Below are 14,594 nucleotides of genomic sequence, written 5' to 3' on the forward strand. Positions count from 1 at the left end.
TGTTCTTCGGTAAATCGGCTCTTCCTCATGACTTCCATTCCTCCGTTGGAAGCCATTCTCTCAAGTTTCAACTGGTCCGAAAATCGCCAGGCAGGTCACTCTGACGCGCTCGCAGACCTTTCCACCCTTATCAATCTGGACGGCACAGTTGTCGAAAAAGCTACCGTTTCATTCTATTTTGATGAGACGCCTCGAAGCTTGGAGGTTGCGGCAAGTGGCATGATTCACGGTGATCCGGATCTGCTGGAATCGTTGACACCGCTATGCGCCCGACAATTCTCGCGTCTTGACCAACTTTCCGACGGGTAGGACTCTTCGATATGCGATTGTCATCGCAAGTCGCTTCGGCCTATTCGATTAGAGCGCCGACTTCACTAGAGCCTGCAACGCGAAGATGGGTCTCCAGTCCCTGAATAAGCTAGCATCAACGTCGAGCGATGCTGAGCGGAAAGGTACTGATGACTCGGACTATAGATTTGGCCGCAACATCCTCTCGTCCAAGCCCGGCCCCGTTCTGGACCGCCAGGGCGGGGGCGGTTCCGCGTTTTTCGACTTGCTCAATCCAGCTTGGCTGGATTGAGCTACGGCAGCCGGCCAGTCTTACCCGATAAATCGCGCGAGTTGGTCGGAAACAAAGGTTCCTACATAACAGCTTACGCCTCTCGTCTTTTCGGAAGTTTTTCCGCTTGCCGGGGCGCGCGGACAATTCCGCACTACTGGTTCACGAAAACGAGATAGCCGCCAAACAGCGTTGTCGCCGTCGTAGCGTTGCCGTTCAGCACAACAACAGTCTGTGCTCCGAATCCCACCGAGCGATATCCGTAAGACTTCAAACCTTCACACGCACCACACTTTCCAGGCTCATTGTCCACAAAAACACGCGAATATCCGTTCGCTGGCGCATCGCCATGTTCTTGCATCGTTGTGACGAGTTGCTTAACCGGAAGCAACTCAACCATCGCTTCTTTCCCAGGTGCTACAGTGACATCAGACGTTGCTTGATAAGCGACAGCGCTCATTTTCTCGCCATCGCGTTGCGGTAGCAGCAACGAAACGCGCGCGACAAGAGCCGACGCGTCAGTGCGCGAGTTCATCACCTTCAGCGCAAGAGCGCCATTCTGCGTCGCAAATTCCGCCGCCACGCCTTCGGCAATAGTCGCACATGAAGCAGCACCTGAAACCGCCAACAGGGCAAACGCCACCGCGAATTTAACTTTCATACAATAATTCCTCTCGATGACTCATAGCGAATGCCGAACCAACTGATTCGACCAGGCGGTTAACGGTCTCAAATAGGAAATCTTTAGCGTAAGCAGATCGACGGCGAGATTGCGATTCGTGCGCATGAGGCCGGCCTGACCGCGGGGACCGAGGGGAAGAGCCTGCTCGCGGAAGGGGCGGCATACATTCAGACGGCGCTCGATCCCGAGGTGCGGCGGGTTGTTCTGCTAGACGGACTTGCCGTAATAGGGGACTCCTCGCAGTTGCCAAGCCAAAACGCCTGCCTTTGAGATGATCAAGCAAGCGGTGGTAAACGATCCAGCAACGTCCAAGCAACTGCTGAACTCGCGGAGCCAGTTATTCCGCTATTCCGACGATGCGTTGAGCTAGGGTGTTCGCCTCGCACTCCTAGGCCCGGTGAACCAAGGCTCCGAACGGATGTCGCTTTGGAAGGCGACCGGCCGCGTCGACGTTGATAGGCTGCATGAATCCTCTGAAATGAGCATTCTGCGTCAGCTTCAGACAGCGTCAATCAGCCTAGCCGGTCGGTCAAGAAGATTGCCTCCGCGCAAGCTCGCCGTTCCGGACTTTTTTGTTTGGGCGCTTCGATTTGTTTGCATCATTATTGGGCAGAGTTCTCAACTTTTTTGTGGCTCAACATATTTCGCGCCAGCCAGATGACGGGCGATTTGCATATCGGAAAATTACGATATATACTTCGCAACAAGACGATTCGGACAGCCTGTGCTTGCCATTCGTCAGACGCACGAGCAACGAAATGGACATCGACGCAATTCACAAGGCCCTCGCCAACCCCCTTCGCCGTGAGATTCTCGAATGGCTGAAGGAGCCGGAGCGGCATTTTCCTGCACAGGAACTGCCGCTGTCGCATGGCGTCTGCGCGGGCCAGATCGATGGGCGCTGCGGCATGTCGCAGTCCACCGTTTCCGCGCATCTCGCGACTTTGCACAAAGCCGGACTCGTCACCACGAAGCGCGTTGGACAGTGGGTGTTTTTCAAGCGCGACGAAGCGGTCATTCAGGCGTTCCGCGATTCCATCGGGAATCTCTGAGTCTGCTTGCCCTACGGTGAACGTCTGCTTTCAATTTCATTAGGACACCAATTCATGTCGACACTCTTCGATCCGCTCAAGCTTGGCGCACTCACGCTCAAGAACCGCATCATCATGGCGCCGCTTACGCGTCAGCGCGCAGGCGTCGAGCGCGTGCCCAACGCGCTGATGGCGCAGTACTACGCCGACCGCGCATCCGCCGGTCTGATTCTGAGCGAGGCGACCTCGGTCACGCCGCAAGGCGTCGGCTATGCGGATACGCCCGGCATCTGGTCCGACGAACAGGTCGAAGGCTGGAAGCTCGTGACGAAAGCCGTGCACGACGCGGGCGGCAAGATCTTCCTGCAACTGTGGCACGTCGGCCGTGTCTCGGACCCCGTGTTTCTGAATGGCGAACTGCCGGTGGCGCCGAGCGCGATCGCGGCGGGCGGCCATGTGAGCCTCGTGCGTCCGCAGCGTCCGTTCGTGACGCCGCGCGCGCTCGAACTCGATGAAATCGCGGGTGTCGTCGCCGCGTTCCGCAAGGGCGCGGAAAATGCGAAGCGCGCGGGCTTCGACGGCGTCGAAGTGCACGGCGCGAACGGCTATCTGCTCGACCAGTTCCTGCAGGACAGCACCAACCAGCGCACCGACGCCTACGGCGGTTCGATCGAGAATCGCGCTCGTCTGCTGCTCGAAATCGTCGATCAATGTATCGATGTCTGGGGCGCGGATCGTGTCGGCGTGCATCTCGCGCCGCGCGCCGATTCGCACACGATGGGCGACAGCGATCGCGCCGCCACGTTCGGTCATGTCGCGCGCGAGCTCGGCCGCCGCAAGATCGCGTTCATCGCGGCGCGCGAGCACGAAGCGGCGGACAGCCTCGGGCCGCAACTGAAGAAGGCGTTCGGCGGCGTGTATATCGCCAACGAAGGCTTCTCGAAGGCAAGCGCCGAAGCGATCATCGCGCGCGGCGATGCGGACGCGGTCGCGTGGGGCAAGCCGTTCATCGCGAATGCGGATCTCGTGCGCCGTTTCGAACTTGACGCCGGTCTCAACGAATGGAATTCGTCAACGTTCTACGCGCCCGGCGCGGAAGGCTATACCGACTATCCGTTGCTCGAAACGACGGAATAAGACGCTGCGCAGTCTGCGTCTCGATGTGAAAACAGCGGCCTCGGCCGCTGTTTTTTTTGCGACGATTCAGCAGCCGAAGCTTAGAACTTGTGGCGGATGCCGACGCGGAACGCGAGCTGGTTGTTCTCGCCCAGACCCGACGTGCCGAAGTAGCTCGACGACGAAGAGCCGATCGACGCCTGATTCTCCACGCCGTTGTTCGAGCCCGACGCCTTCTGGTAGATCGCGAGCGCGTACACGTCGGTGCGCTTGCTCAACGCGTAGTCGAAGCTCGCGTCGATCTGGTGCCAGTGGCCCTTGAAGTTGTCGTACAGGTCCATGTAGGTGTAGCCGAGACCCGCCGTCATCGCGGACGTGAATGCGTACTTGCCGCCGATGTCGAACGCGTTCAGACGCGAGCTCGAACCGACGATCGGCTCGAAACGCGTGTTCGTCCACAGGCCGAAGACCGTCGCCGCGCCGAAAGCGTAGTTCGCGCCGATGCCGAACGTGCGCAGGTCCTTCGCGTTGTTGGTCGTTCCGGTCGTGTTGATGTTGGCGATCGTCGAGCTGAATGCAGGCGTTGCAGCCGTCGGATAGCGGATGTCCGTGTACGCCGCGCCGATGCCGAACGGGCCGGCCTTGTAGTTCAGGCCGAAGCTGTAGGCGCGCGACGAGCCCGCGGTCGTCGTGGTGCCGACCGTCGTGTTGGGCGTGCCCGCGAACGCGCCGGCCGTGTTCGAGAAGCCGTACATCGCGCCGAACGTGAAGCCGTAGAAGTTCGCGCTGGAGAACTTGACCGCGTTATTGATACGGCTCGACGTCAACTGGTCGAAGTCGTTCATGTGGTACGCGTAATTGCCCGCGACGGTCTGGCCGCCGATCGAATAGTTCGAGCCGAGGTAGTCGGTGCTGAAGCTGTACTGGCGACCCAAAGTCAGCGAGCCGACGTTGTTCTGCGCGAGACCGACATATGCCTGACGGCCGAATTCCGCGCCGCCCTGACCGAGCGCGCCCGTGCCGCTGTTGAAGCCATTTTCCAACGTGAAGATCGCCTTCAGGCCGCCGCCGAGATCTTCGGCGCCTCTCAGGCCCCAACGGCTGCCTTGCGCAACGCCGTCGTCGTACTTCACGAGGGAATCACCGGCGCGCGCCGGGCTGGTGGAGCTGTTGTTCACATAGCTGATGCCGGCGTCGATGATGCCGTACAGGGTCACGCTGCTCTGCGCGTGGGCGGACGTGGCGGCGAGGGCGGCAAAAGCGGCGAGCGCGGCGGTCGCCAAAAGATTCTTCTTCAAAACAAGCTCCGAGAGTTGGTTTCGCGGTGTGGTCGTTGACAGTGTCTGCGGTGCGTCGCGCTCTGACGGCGCGTGGCGGCGACGGGCGCAAATGTAGCGATTGCCGAAGAAAGAAATATGACGATGCTTTCAAACGGCTTGCCGTGTGTCGCACGTACAACACCGCTGAACGGGCACGGTATGCTTGCGGTTCGATGACACGCGAGCGAAATCATGGACGAGCAAGGAATCCGCGAACTGGAGGAGCGCCTGAAGAAGGCGATGTTGACGTCGGACGTGGACGCGCTCGATGCGCTATTGGCCGACGACCTGAGCTTCGTCGATGCGACCGGCAAGGTGTGGACCAAGGCCGACGATCTGAACGGGCATCGCTACGGCATGCAGCGCATCGAGAAGCTGGATGTGGAAGAGCAGAGCGTGCGCGTGTACGGCGGCTTCGCCGTCACGGTGACGCGTGTGGCGCTGTCCGGGACCTTCGCGGGCGCGCCGTTCGCGGGCAGCCTGCGCTACACGCGAACGTGGGGAGACATTGGCGGCGCGTGGAAGATCGTCGCCGCGCAATGCTGTCTCGCGCCGTTCTGACGCAAGCGCTTACGCCGACAGCAGCGACCCCGTGCGATACGCCTTCGCGCCCGCGATGCGCGCCACTTCGAGCCCGGCCGTCGCGAAGCGCGTGATATGCCGCGCGTACATCACGCCCGAGGTCGTGCATTTGAGCGTCGTGACGGTGTCGGTGAGCGGATCGATGATATCGGCGATCGGCTGGCCCGCTTCGATGAACGCGCCCACTTCCGCGCGGAACACGAGCACGCCCGACGCGGGCGCGACGATCGGCTCGGCGCCCGCGAGCGGCGTCGCGGGATGCTCGAGCGGCGGCAGCTCCGGCATGGGCGCATCGATCACGCCGCGATGGATCAGGTAGTTGACGATCGCCTGCGCGTCCTTGTCGGCGAGTTCGTATGAGACATCGTGCTGGCTGCGCAGCTCGACCGTCACCGAAATGCCGCCGTTCGTGATCGGGAAACGCTCGCCGTAACGCTGACGCAGATCCGACCAGCAGAAGCTGTGAATCTCGTCGAACGGATTGCCGACCGAATTCAGCGCGAGCAGCGACGCCTTCGCATCGAGATATCGCGCGAGCGGCTCCACTTCGTCCCAGATCTCCGGGTTCGTGTAGAGATGCAGCGCGGCGTCGAGATCGCAGTGCAGATCGAGCACGACATCGGCGTCGAAGGAAAGCTTCTGCAGCGCGAGGCGTTGCGATTCGAGCTCGGTGTGCGGCGTCTGCTCGTCGAGGGCTTCCTTCATCGTGGCGCGCACGGCGAGCGTGTTCGCGTCCGCGTCCTTGCCGAGGCGCGCTTCGATGCGCGGCGCGATCAGCGCGGCGAGATCGTAGAAATTGCGATTGAAGTTGTGGCCGCTGTTGGTCTCGAAACGGCCCATCAGCGTGCCGTGCAGATGCTGCGAAAGGCCGATCGGATTCGGCACCGGCACGATCACCACTTCGCCGCGCAGTTTGCCCGCCGCCTCGAATTCGGCGAGCTGACGGCGCAGGCGCCACGCGACCAGCATGCCGGGCAGTTCGTCCGCGTGCAGCGAGGACTGGATGTAAATCTTCTGGCCGCCGCCGGGGCCGTAATGAAAACTCGTGATGTTGCGGGAAGTGCCGAGCGTCGGCGAAATCAGGGGATGAGTTCTGGTTTGCATGTTGGTCGCGCGCACGCGAATGCGCGGGTCTTGCCTCTGGGAATTGCCGGGCGCCGCGGTGTCTCCGTCCGTCGGCGTCCTACCGGACGTTCGATCTTAGCCGAAATCGGCGCGCCGGGCGCCCAAAAGGAAAACGGGCTCCGCGCCCTTGAGCGCGGAGCCCTTTCGTCAGCCGGTCGGGCGTGAGCGTGACGCTTAGCCGCCGTACACGTCGAAGTCGAAGTACTTCTTCTCAATCTTCTTGTACGTGCCGTCCTTGATGATGTCGGCGATCGCCTTGTCGATCTTCGCCTTCAGGTCGGTGTCTTCCTTGCGCAGACCGATGCCCGCGCCGTTGCCGAGCGTCTTCGGATCGTCGATGTTCTTGCCGGCGAAGTCGTAGCCCGCGCCGCGCGGCGTCTTAAGGAAGCCGATTTCCGCCTGCACCGCGTCTTGCAGCGCTGCGTCGAGGCGGCCCGAGGTCAGGTCGGCATAGACCTGATCCTGGTTCTGGTACGGCGTGACCGTCACGCCCTTCGGCGCCCAGTAGGTCTTGGCGTAGGTTTCCTGAATCGTGCCTTGTTCGACGCCGACGTTCTTGCCCTTCAGGCTTTCAGCCGTCGGCAGGATGTTGCTGCCTTTCTTCGCGACGAGGCGCGTCGGCGTGTTGAAGAGCTTGCTCGAGAAAGCGATCTGCTCGGCGCGTTGCGGCGTCATCGACATCGACGAGAGCACGCCGTCGAACTTCTTCGCCTTGAGCGCGGGAATCATGCCGTCGAAGTCGTTCTCGACCCACACGCACTTCGCTTTCAGACGCGAGCAGATTTCGTTGCCGAGATCGATGTCGAAACCGACCAGCTTGCCGTCGGAACCCTTCGATTCGAACGGAGGATAGCTTGCGTCGACGCCGAAACGGATCGTCGAATAGTCCTTCGCAAGCGCCGGCGTGACGGCCGTGAGCGACGTGGCGGCGAGGAGGGACATCGTCAGTGCCGCGAGCAGTTTCTTCACTGTTTTAACTCCAAAGGGTGGTCAGTTCAGCCCGGAAGGTCTCGTATCCGGGCGTCCGGCGTGTCGATGAACGCCGGAGCATGGTTATTCCGCGGATCGTGTCCGCTCAGAATCGGCAGAAGGTTACCAAGCCAAAATAGTTCGGGAGCTAGTAAAAGCCCCGATAGCCGCGGCTTTAGAGGTTTCCCTCGTGTCAGCGTTTCCTGAGCGGATGATCTTTCAGGAACCATGAGAGCGCGAACGCGATGAGCGCCACGCACGCGGCGACGAGATAGACCGTATGCATCGAGCTCGCGAACGCGTGCAGATAATCGTCGTGCAAAGCGGGCGGCAGATGCGCGACCGCCTGCGGTCCGAGCGATTGCGGCAGTTCGGTGCCGGGCGGCATCAGCGTTTCGAGGCGCGAGCGCAGGCTATTTGAAAAGATCGCGCCGAACGCCGCCACGCCGACCGAGCCGCCGATCGAGCGAAAAAGCGTCGCGCTGGAGGTCGCCACGCCCATCAGCCGGAATTCGACGACGTTCTGCACCGCGAGCACGAGCACCTGCATCACCATGCCGAGCCCGAGGCCGAGCAGCGCCATGTAGACGTTCATGAGCGCGAGCGGCGTGTCGAGGTCGAGCGACGAGAGCAGCAGCATCGCGGTGGAGACGAGCGCCGTGCCCATGATCGGGAAGAAGCGATACTTGCCGATCTTGCTGATGATCCGCCCGCTCACGATCGACGACAGCAGCACGCCGCCCATCATCGGCGTGATTTGCAGGCCGGCCTGCGATGGCGTCGAGCCCTTCACGACCTGCAGATAGAGCGGCAGGAACGTGACCGCGCCGAACAGCGCGCAACCGACGATAAAGCCGATCAGCCCCGCCAGCACGAAGGTGCGCTCTTTGAAGAGCGAGAGCGGCATGATCGGCTCGGCGGCGAGGCGTTCCTCGTAGATGAAGCCGCCGATGCACACGAGCCCGAGCAACAGCGTGCCCCAGAGCTGCGGCGAGGTCCACGGCAGGAGCGTGCCGCCTTCGCTCGTGAACAGGATGATGCAGGTGAGCGCCGCGGCAAGAAAACCCGCGCCCATATAGTCGACGCGATGATTCACATGCGCGGTGTGCGGCTTGAACACGAGCTGGATCACGGCGAGCGCGATCAGGCCGAGCGGCAGGTTGATGTAGAAGATCCAGCGCCACGAAAGATGCTCAACGAGAAAGCCGCCAAGCAGCGGACCGACGACCGTCGCCACGCCGTACACGCCGCCGAACAGGCCCTGGAAGCGGCCGCGCTCGGCGGGCGGGATGACATCCGCGATGGCGGCCATCGTGATGACCATGAGCCCGCCGCCGCCGAGTCCTTGCAGCGCGCGCAGCGCGATCAGCTGCGTCATGTTCTGCGCGATGCCGCAGAGAATGGAGCCGGCGAGAAAGATCAGGATCGACGCCTGAAGCACGATCTTGCGGCCGAACTGGTCGCCGAACTTGCCGTAGAGCGGCACGACGATCGTCGAGCTGAGCAGATAGGACGTGACGACCCACGACAGGTTTTCGAGCCCGCCGAGATCGCCGACGATGGTCGGCAGCGCGGTCGACACGATGGTCTGGTCGAGCGCGCCGAGCAGCATCACGAGCATGAGCGCCGTGAACAGCAGCCCGACAGGCGGTTTCGATGCGATGCCGGTTTCGTCGGACGCTTTCGCGCCCGCGACGGCGGTTTGGTGCAAAGATGTCATGTCGACTGAGCGAATCCGCCGCCGGACGTGTCGCCCGGCAGATCGGATCGATTGCAATTAATTAATGTGAAAGTTAATATAGACGACGGAAGGAATCTCGTCAAATTCTTATATGGCAAACGATGTGTTAAACACTGGCGCGGGCGCGTCCGCGAGCCCGTCGCCGCGCAAGAAACCCGGGCGCCCGAGCGGCGCGCACGGGGAGCAGGCCCGCGAGCAGTTGCTGGATATCGCGCTTGCGCTGTTCGCGCGGCAGGGCATCGGTGAAACGACGCTCGGCGCGATCGCACGCGAGGCGGGCGTCACGCCGGCGATGGTTCACTACTACTTCAAGACACGCGACCAGTTGCTCGACATGCTGATCGACGAGCGTTTCGTGCCGCTGCGCGTCGAACTCGCGCGCGTGTTCAACGATCCGGATTCGGAGCCTGTCGATACCTTGCGCGCCTTCGTGGAAACGCTCGTCGCGACTGTCGACAAATATCCGTGGTTCGCGGCGCTCTGGGTGCGCGAGATGATCAGCGAGGGCGGACTGCTGCGTCAGCGCATGGCCGAGCGCTTCGGCGACACGCACAAGGATCGCGCGATAGAGCGCATCGCCGGCTGGCAGAAGGAAGGCAAGCTCAATCCGTCGCTGGAGCCGTCGCTCGTGTTCGCGTCGCTGTTCGGACTGACGGTGTTTCCGCTCGCGACGTCGCGCTGGCGCGGGGAAGGAAACCGGACTGTCAGCGCGGAGCAACTCGCGCGGCACGTCGTCGCATTGTTGATGAACGGGATTCAGCCGTATTGAGCGTGCCGTTCTTCGCGCCGGACGCCACGCACCCGACGAAAAAAGGCGTGTAACGCTGCAAGTTGACATCCTGTATGCCAAAATCCGCAGGACGTACCCAATCGGCGGCCAATATTCGAATATGTCCGATACGCTCAACACAGTCGAAGCAGATCATGCGATGCGCAACTGGACGTACCGGTCGACGGGGCAGATTCCGATCGGTTCGGACCTGCACAAGCGGATGTTCTGCGAGATGCTGCTGACGACGCACAATCCGTACAAGCCCGCCGTCATCGACTGGCCGAAGCTCGATCCCGCGGCGCTGAAGCGCGTCACCTCGCTGCCGATCTGGGATATCGCCGTGCAGACCGAAGGGCGCGCGTCGATTCGCGTCGCGACCTACGCGGGCACCGTCGCGGATCCGCAGTTGCGCGAAGCCCTGCGCATGAACGGCGGCGAGGAAGCGCGGCACAAGCTCGTGCTGTCGAAGCTGGTCGAGGCGTACGGCATCACGCTCGCGCCGGAGCCGGCGTATCCCGCGCCCGCCGATCCGCTGCGCGCCTGGATGCTCACCGGCTACAGCGAGTGCATCGACAGTTTCTTCGCGTTCGGGCTGTTCGAGGCGGCGCGGCAATCGGGCTATTTCCCCGAAGAACTCGTCGAGACCTTCGAGCCGGTCATTCAGGAAGAGGCGCGGCACATTCTGTTCTTCGCGAACTGGGTCGCGTGGTATCGGCGCAGCTTGCCGTGGTATCGAAAGCCGTGGTTTCTGACGAAGATCGCGGGCGTGTGGTTCTCGCTGATCCGCGACCGCATTTCGCTTGCGCGCGGTTTCGACAAGAGCGGTGCGGCGCAGGACATGAATTTTCCGGCGAATGTCGGCGATTCGGTGGCGGGCGATGTATCGGCTCGCTCGCTGATCGAACTGTGTCTCACGGAAAACGACCGCCGCATGGGCGGCTACGACACGCGGCTCTTGCGTCCCGTCACCGTGCCGAAACTCGCGCGCTTCGCGCTGCGCTTCATCAGGAAATAGGCTTCTCGCGCGCGGCGCTCGTTTCGAAGCGCCGCGACGCTTCCTCCACGTCTTGCCGGAACTGCGCGAGCGCGGCCAGTTGCGCATTCGGCGGCTGCAGCGCCGTCCACAATACTTCCACCAGTTCGTTCGCCGTCGTTTCGATCTGAGTCTGACTCAGACGGCGCTTCGCCAGGGTCGCGTCCCACAGCACGTGCTCCATCGGGCCGAATACGAGCGAGCGCAGCAGGCGCAACGGCATGTCGTTGCGCACATGACCGAGCGTCTGGCCGCGCGCGAGCACGTCCATCAGCGGCGCAGTGTAGCGGCGCTGCAATTCCGTCAACGTATCCGACAGATCATGCTGCTTGCTGCGGCCTTCCGACAGCACCAGCGCGCACAGTCCCGTGCCGTTCATCAGCATCAGCCGCATATGCGTTCTGACGATGAACGCGAACTGCTGGCGCACCGAGCCGTCGCGCGGCAGGCCGGTCTCGAAGGCATCGATGATTTCGTCGTACCAATCGGCGATCACGCGCGCGCATAGCTCGCGCTTGCCGCTGAAATAGCTGAACACGGTCGCTTCCGAGATGCCGGCGCGTTGCGCGATCTCGGCGCTCGTCGCCGCGTCGTAGCCTTTCTCGGCGAAGACGTCGCGGCCCGCTTGCAGGATCTCTTTCACGCGCTGCTGCGATTTGACGCCCGTGGGCGTGCGGCGGCTGGTAGTGGTATGCGTGGACATGATGGCAAAGCGCGCGAAATAAATGTGAGCGTAGCTCAAAAATCTATTGACGGCTAGGCGATTTGAGCGTGAAATTGCCCCATCCCGCGGTTTGCTGCCCTGTGTGAGTGAAACTCAAATTTCAGGGCGCGCCGAAAACATCGCATCTGGAGGAGACATTCATGAGCAACGTACCCGGACTGAATTTCGCGCTCGGTGAAGACATCGACATGCTGCGCGATTCGCTCGCCAATTTCGCTGCGAAGGAAATCGCGCCGCGCGCGGGCGAAATCGACCACAGCGACCAGTTTCCTATGGATCTCTGGAAAAAATTCGGCGATCTCGGCGTGCTCGGCATGACCGTCTCCGAGGAATACGGCGGCGCGAACATGGGCTACACCGCGCATATGGTCGCGATGGAGGAAATTTCTCGGGCGTCGGCGTCGGTCGGGCTGTCCTATGGCGCGCATTCGAATCTGTGCGTGAACCAGATTCATCGCAACGGCACGGAAGCGCAAAAGCAGAAGTATCTGCCGAAGCTGGTGTCGGGCGAGCATATCGGCGCGCTCGCGATGAGCGAGCCGAACGCCGGCTCCGACGTCGTCAGCATGAAGCTGCGCGCCGAGGAAAAAGGCGATCACTACGTGCTCAACGGCACGAAGATGTGGATCACCAACGGCCCGGACTGCGACACGCTCGTCGTGTACGCGAAGACGGACATCGAAGCCGGTCCGCGCGGCATCACGGCGTTCATCGTCGAGAAAGGCATGAAGGGTTTTTCCGTCGCCCAGAAGCTCGACAAACTCGGCATGCGCGGCTCGCATACCGGCGAGCTCGTGTTCGAGAACGTTGAAGTGCCGAAAGAGAACATCCTCGGTCAACTGAATGGCGGCACGAAGGTGCTGATGAGTGGCCTCGACTACGAGCGCGCCGTGCTCGCGGGCGGCCCGACCGGCATCATGCTCGCGTGCATGGACGCGGTCGTGCCGTATATCCACGATCGCAAGCAGTTCGGCCAGGCGATCGGCGAATTCCAGCTCATCCAGGGCAAGGTCGCCGACATGTACTCGACGCTGCAAGCCTGCCGCGCGTATCTCTACGCGGTCGGCCGCCAGCTCGACACGCTCGGCTCGGGCCACGTGCGCCAGGTGCGCAAGGACTGCGCGGGCGTCATCCTCTACACCGCCGAAAAGGCCACGTGGATGGCCGGCGAAGCGATTCAGGTTCTCGGCGGCAACGGCTATATCAACGAGTATCCGGTCGGCCGGCTGTGGCGCGATGCGAAGCTCTATGAAATCGGCGCGGGCACGAGCGAGATCCGCCGCATGCTGATCGGCCGCGAACTGTTCGCCGAGACGATGTGAGGCGCGCGACATGACGATCATCGAATCGAAACTGAATCCGCGCGGCGAGGAATTCCGCACGAATGCGGCTGCGCTCGAAGCGCTCGTCGCGGACCTCAAACAGAAGATCGCGAAGATCGCGGAAGGCGGCGGACAGGCCGCGCGCGATCGGCACGTGTCGCGCAACAAGCTGCTGCCGCGCGATCGCATCGCACAACTGCTCGATCCGGGCACGCCGTTTCTGGAACTGTCGCAACTCGCCGCGTACGGCATGTATGACGACGACGCGCCGGGCGCGGGCATCATCACGGGCATCGGGCGCATCGCGGGACAGGAATGCGTCGTCGTGTGCAACGACGCGACCGTGAAAGGCGGCACGTACTATCCCGTGACCGTGAAGAAGCATCTGCGCGCGCAGGAAATCGCGGAGCAGAACCGCTTGCCGTGCGTGTATCTCGTCGATTCGGGCGGCGCGAACCTGCCGAATCAGGACGACGTGTTCCCCGACCGCGATCACTTCGGCCGCATCTTCTACAACCAGGCGAACATGTCGGCGCAGGGCATCGCGCAGATCGCCGTGGTGATGGGTTCGTGCACGGCGGGCGGCGCGTATGTGCCCGCGATGAGCGACGAATCGATCATCGTCAAGAATCAAGGCACGATCTTTCTGGGCGGTCCGCCGCTCGTCAAGGCCGCGACGGGCGAAGAAGTCAGCGCCGAAGATCTCGGCGGCGGCGACGTGCATACGCGTCTGTCGGGCGTCGTCGATCATCTCGCGCAGAACGACGCGCACGCGCTCGGCATTGCGCGCAGCATCGTCGGCAATCTGAATCGCATGAAGACGCCGACGCTCGCATTGAAAGAGCCGCTGCCGCCGCGTTTCGACCCGCAGAGCGTCTACGGCGTGATTCCCGTCGATACACGCAAGCCCTTCGACGTGCGCGAAGTGATCGCGCGCATCGTCGACGATTCCGCCTTCGACGAGTTCAAGGCGCGCTACGGCACGACGCTCGTCTGCGGCTTCGCGCATATCTGGGGGCATCCGGTCGGCATCGTCGCGAACAACGGCATTCTCTTCAGCGAGTCGGCGTTGAAGGGCGCGCATTTCATCGAGTTGTGCGCGCAACGCAAGATTCCGCTCGTGTTCCTGCAGAACATCACGGGCTTCATGGTCGGCCGGAAGTACGAGAACGAAGGCATCGCGCGCAACGGCGCGAAGATGGTGACGGCGGTGGCCACGGCGAAGGTGCCGAAGTTCACGGTGATCATCGGCGGCTCGTTCGGCGCGGGCAATTACGGCATGTGCGGCCGCGCGTATTCGCCGCGCTTTCTGTGGATGTGGCCGAATGCGCGCATCTCGGTGATGGGCGGCGAACAGGCCGCGTCCGTGCTCGCGACCGTGCGGCGCGACGGCATCGAGAAGAAGGGCGGCGCGTGGTCGAAGGAAGAAGAAGAGGCGTTCAAGGCGCCGATCCGCGATCAGTACGAGGCGCAGGGGCATCCGTACTACGCGAGCGCGCGTCTGTGGGACGACGGCGTGATCGATCCCGCGCAGACGCGCGACGTGCTCGGTCTCGGCCTCGCCGCGACGATGAACGCTCCCATCGAAGACACGCGCTTCGGCGTATTCCGGATGTAAT

The 14,594-nt window shown here is 62.3% G+C and carries 15 protein-coding genes; 9 read left to right on the forward strand and 6 right to left on the reverse strand.

Annotated elements, in window-relative coordinates:
• The coding region (locus tag QCE73_RS27900) for a hypothetical protein (protein ID WP_309884496.1) at positions 1-309 on the forward strand (309 nt) is incomplete at its 5' end.
• Positions 310-713: 404 nt separating this feature from the next.
• Here QCE73_RS27900 and QCE73_RS27905 read toward each other — a convergent pair.
• The gene (locus QCE73_RS27905; protein WP_309884497.1) at positions 714-1,220 is read right to left on the reverse strand and encodes a hypothetical protein; all 507 of its coding nucleotides are present in this window, start codon (positions 1,218-1,220) and stop codon (positions 714-716) included.
• 162 nt (positions 1,221-1,382) lie between these two features.
• Here QCE73_RS27905 and QCE73_RS39450 point away from each other — a divergent pair, with 162 nt between their 5' ends.
• The 3 genes from QCE73_RS39450 (at position 1,383) to QCE73_RS27915 (ending at position 3,409) form a co-directional block, all read left to right on the forward strand.
• A complete protein-coding gene (locus QCE73_RS39450) occupies positions 1,383-1,511 on the forward strand; it encodes a hypothetical protein (protein ID WP_404989838.1) in 129 nt (42 codons plus the stop codon).
• A gap of 488 nt (positions 1,512-1,999) precedes the next feature.
• The gene (locus QCE73_RS27910; RefSeq protein WP_035501416.1) at positions 2,000-2,293 is read left to right on the forward strand and encodes a helix-turn-helix transcriptional regulator; all 294 of its coding nucleotides are present in this window, start codon (positions 2,000-2,002) and stop codon (positions 2,291-2,293) included.
• Positions 2,294-2,347: 54 nt separating this feature from the next.
• Positions 2,348-3,409, forward strand: a complete 1,062-nt coding sequence (locus QCE73_RS27915) for an alkene reductase (protein ID WP_035501417.1) — start codon at positions 2,348-2,350, stop codon at positions 3,407-3,409.
• Positions 3,410-3,489: 80 nt separating this feature from the next.
• Here QCE73_RS27915 and QCE73_RS27920 read toward each other — a convergent pair whose 3' ends face one another.
• Complete coding sequence (locus QCE73_RS27920; protein ID WP_035501418.1) at positions 3,490-4,686, reverse strand: porin; 1,197 nt, start codon at positions 4,684-4,686, stop codon at positions 3,490-3,492.
• Positions 4,687-4,899: 213 nt separating this feature from the next.
• Between QCE73_RS27920 and QCE73_RS27925 the strand changes: the two genes are divergently transcribed.
• On the forward strand, positions 4,900-5,268 hold the full coding sequence (locus QCE73_RS27925) for a nuclear transport factor 2 family protein (protein WP_250484451.1): 369 nt from the start codon (positions 4,900-4,902) through the stop codon (positions 5,266-5,268).
• A gap of 9 nt (positions 5,269-5,277) precedes the next feature.
• On the opposite strand, the gene QCE73_RS27930 is transcribed toward QCE73_RS27925, so the two are convergent.
• The 3 genes from QCE73_RS27930 to QCE73_RS27940 form a co-directional block, all read right to left on the reverse strand.
• The gene (locus QCE73_RS27930) at positions 5,278-6,393 is read right to left on the reverse strand and encodes a M14 family metallopeptidase (RefSeq protein WP_309884498.1); all 1,116 of its coding nucleotides are present in this window, start codon (positions 6,391-6,393) and stop codon (positions 5,278-5,280) included.
• 195 nt (positions 6,394-6,588) lie between these two features.
• Positions 6,589-7,383 carry an ABC transporter substrate-binding protein gene (locus tag QCE73_RS27935; RefSeq protein ID WP_035501421.1) on the reverse strand — a complete coding sequence of 265 codons (795 nt, stop codon included), beginning with the start codon at positions 7,381-7,383 and terminating at the stop codon, positions 6,589-6,591.
• A gap of 193 nt (positions 7,384-7,576) precedes the next feature.
• Positions 7,577-9,103 carry an MDR family MFS transporter gene (locus tag QCE73_RS27940; RefSeq protein ID WP_309884499.1) on the reverse strand — a complete coding sequence of 509 codons (1,527 nt, stop codon included), beginning with the start codon at positions 9,101-9,103 and terminating at the stop codon, positions 7,577-7,579.
• Between the two features lie 124 nt (positions 9,104-9,227).
• Here QCE73_RS27940 and QCE73_RS27945 point away from each other — a divergent pair, with 124 nt between their 5' ends.
• Positions 9,228-9,893 (forward strand): TetR/AcrR family transcriptional regulator, encoded by a 666-nt coding sequence (locus tag QCE73_RS27945; protein ID WP_309884500.1) that lies wholly within the window; start codon positions 9,228-9,230, stop codon positions 9,891-9,893.
• A gap of 121 nt (positions 9,894-10,014) precedes the next feature.
• On the forward strand, positions 10,015-10,911 hold the full coding sequence (locus tag QCE73_RS27950; protein ID WP_309884501.1) for a ferritin-like domain-containing protein: 897 nt from the start codon (positions 10,015-10,017) through the stop codon (positions 10,909-10,911).
• Here the strand turns inward: QCE73_RS27950 and QCE73_RS27955 are convergent.
• On the reverse strand, positions 10,901-11,632 hold the full coding sequence (locus QCE73_RS27955) for a TetR/AcrR family transcriptional regulator (protein ID WP_309884502.1): 732 nt from the start codon (positions 11,630-11,632) through the stop codon (positions 10,901-10,903). The two genes, QCE73_RS27950 and QCE73_RS27955, sit on opposite strands and share 11 nt — an antisense overlap.
• Before the next feature lie 161 nt (positions 11,633-11,793).
• Between QCE73_RS27955 and QCE73_RS27960 the strand changes: the two genes are divergently transcribed.
• Both QCE73_RS27960 and QCE73_RS27965 read left to right on the forward strand, forming a co-directional pair.
• Entirely contained in the window at positions 11,794-12,975 is a 1,182-nt protein-coding gene (locus tag QCE73_RS27960; protein WP_035501604.1) for an isovaleryl-CoA dehydrogenase, read from the forward strand.
• A 10-nt stretch (positions 12,976-12,985) separates the two neighbouring features.
• On the forward strand, positions 12,986-14,593 hold the full coding sequence (locus QCE73_RS27965; RefSeq protein WP_309884503.1) for a carboxyl transferase domain-containing protein: 1,608 nt from the start codon (positions 12,986-12,988) through the stop codon (positions 14,591-14,593).
• Position 14,594: the final 1 nt, after the last annotated feature.

The sequence above is a fragment of the Caballeronia sp. LZ029 genome (assembly GCF_031451275.1).
Classification (GTDB): domain Bacteria; phylum Pseudomonadota; class Gammaproteobacteria; order Burkholderiales; family Burkholderiaceae; genus Caballeronia; species Caballeronia jiangsuensis.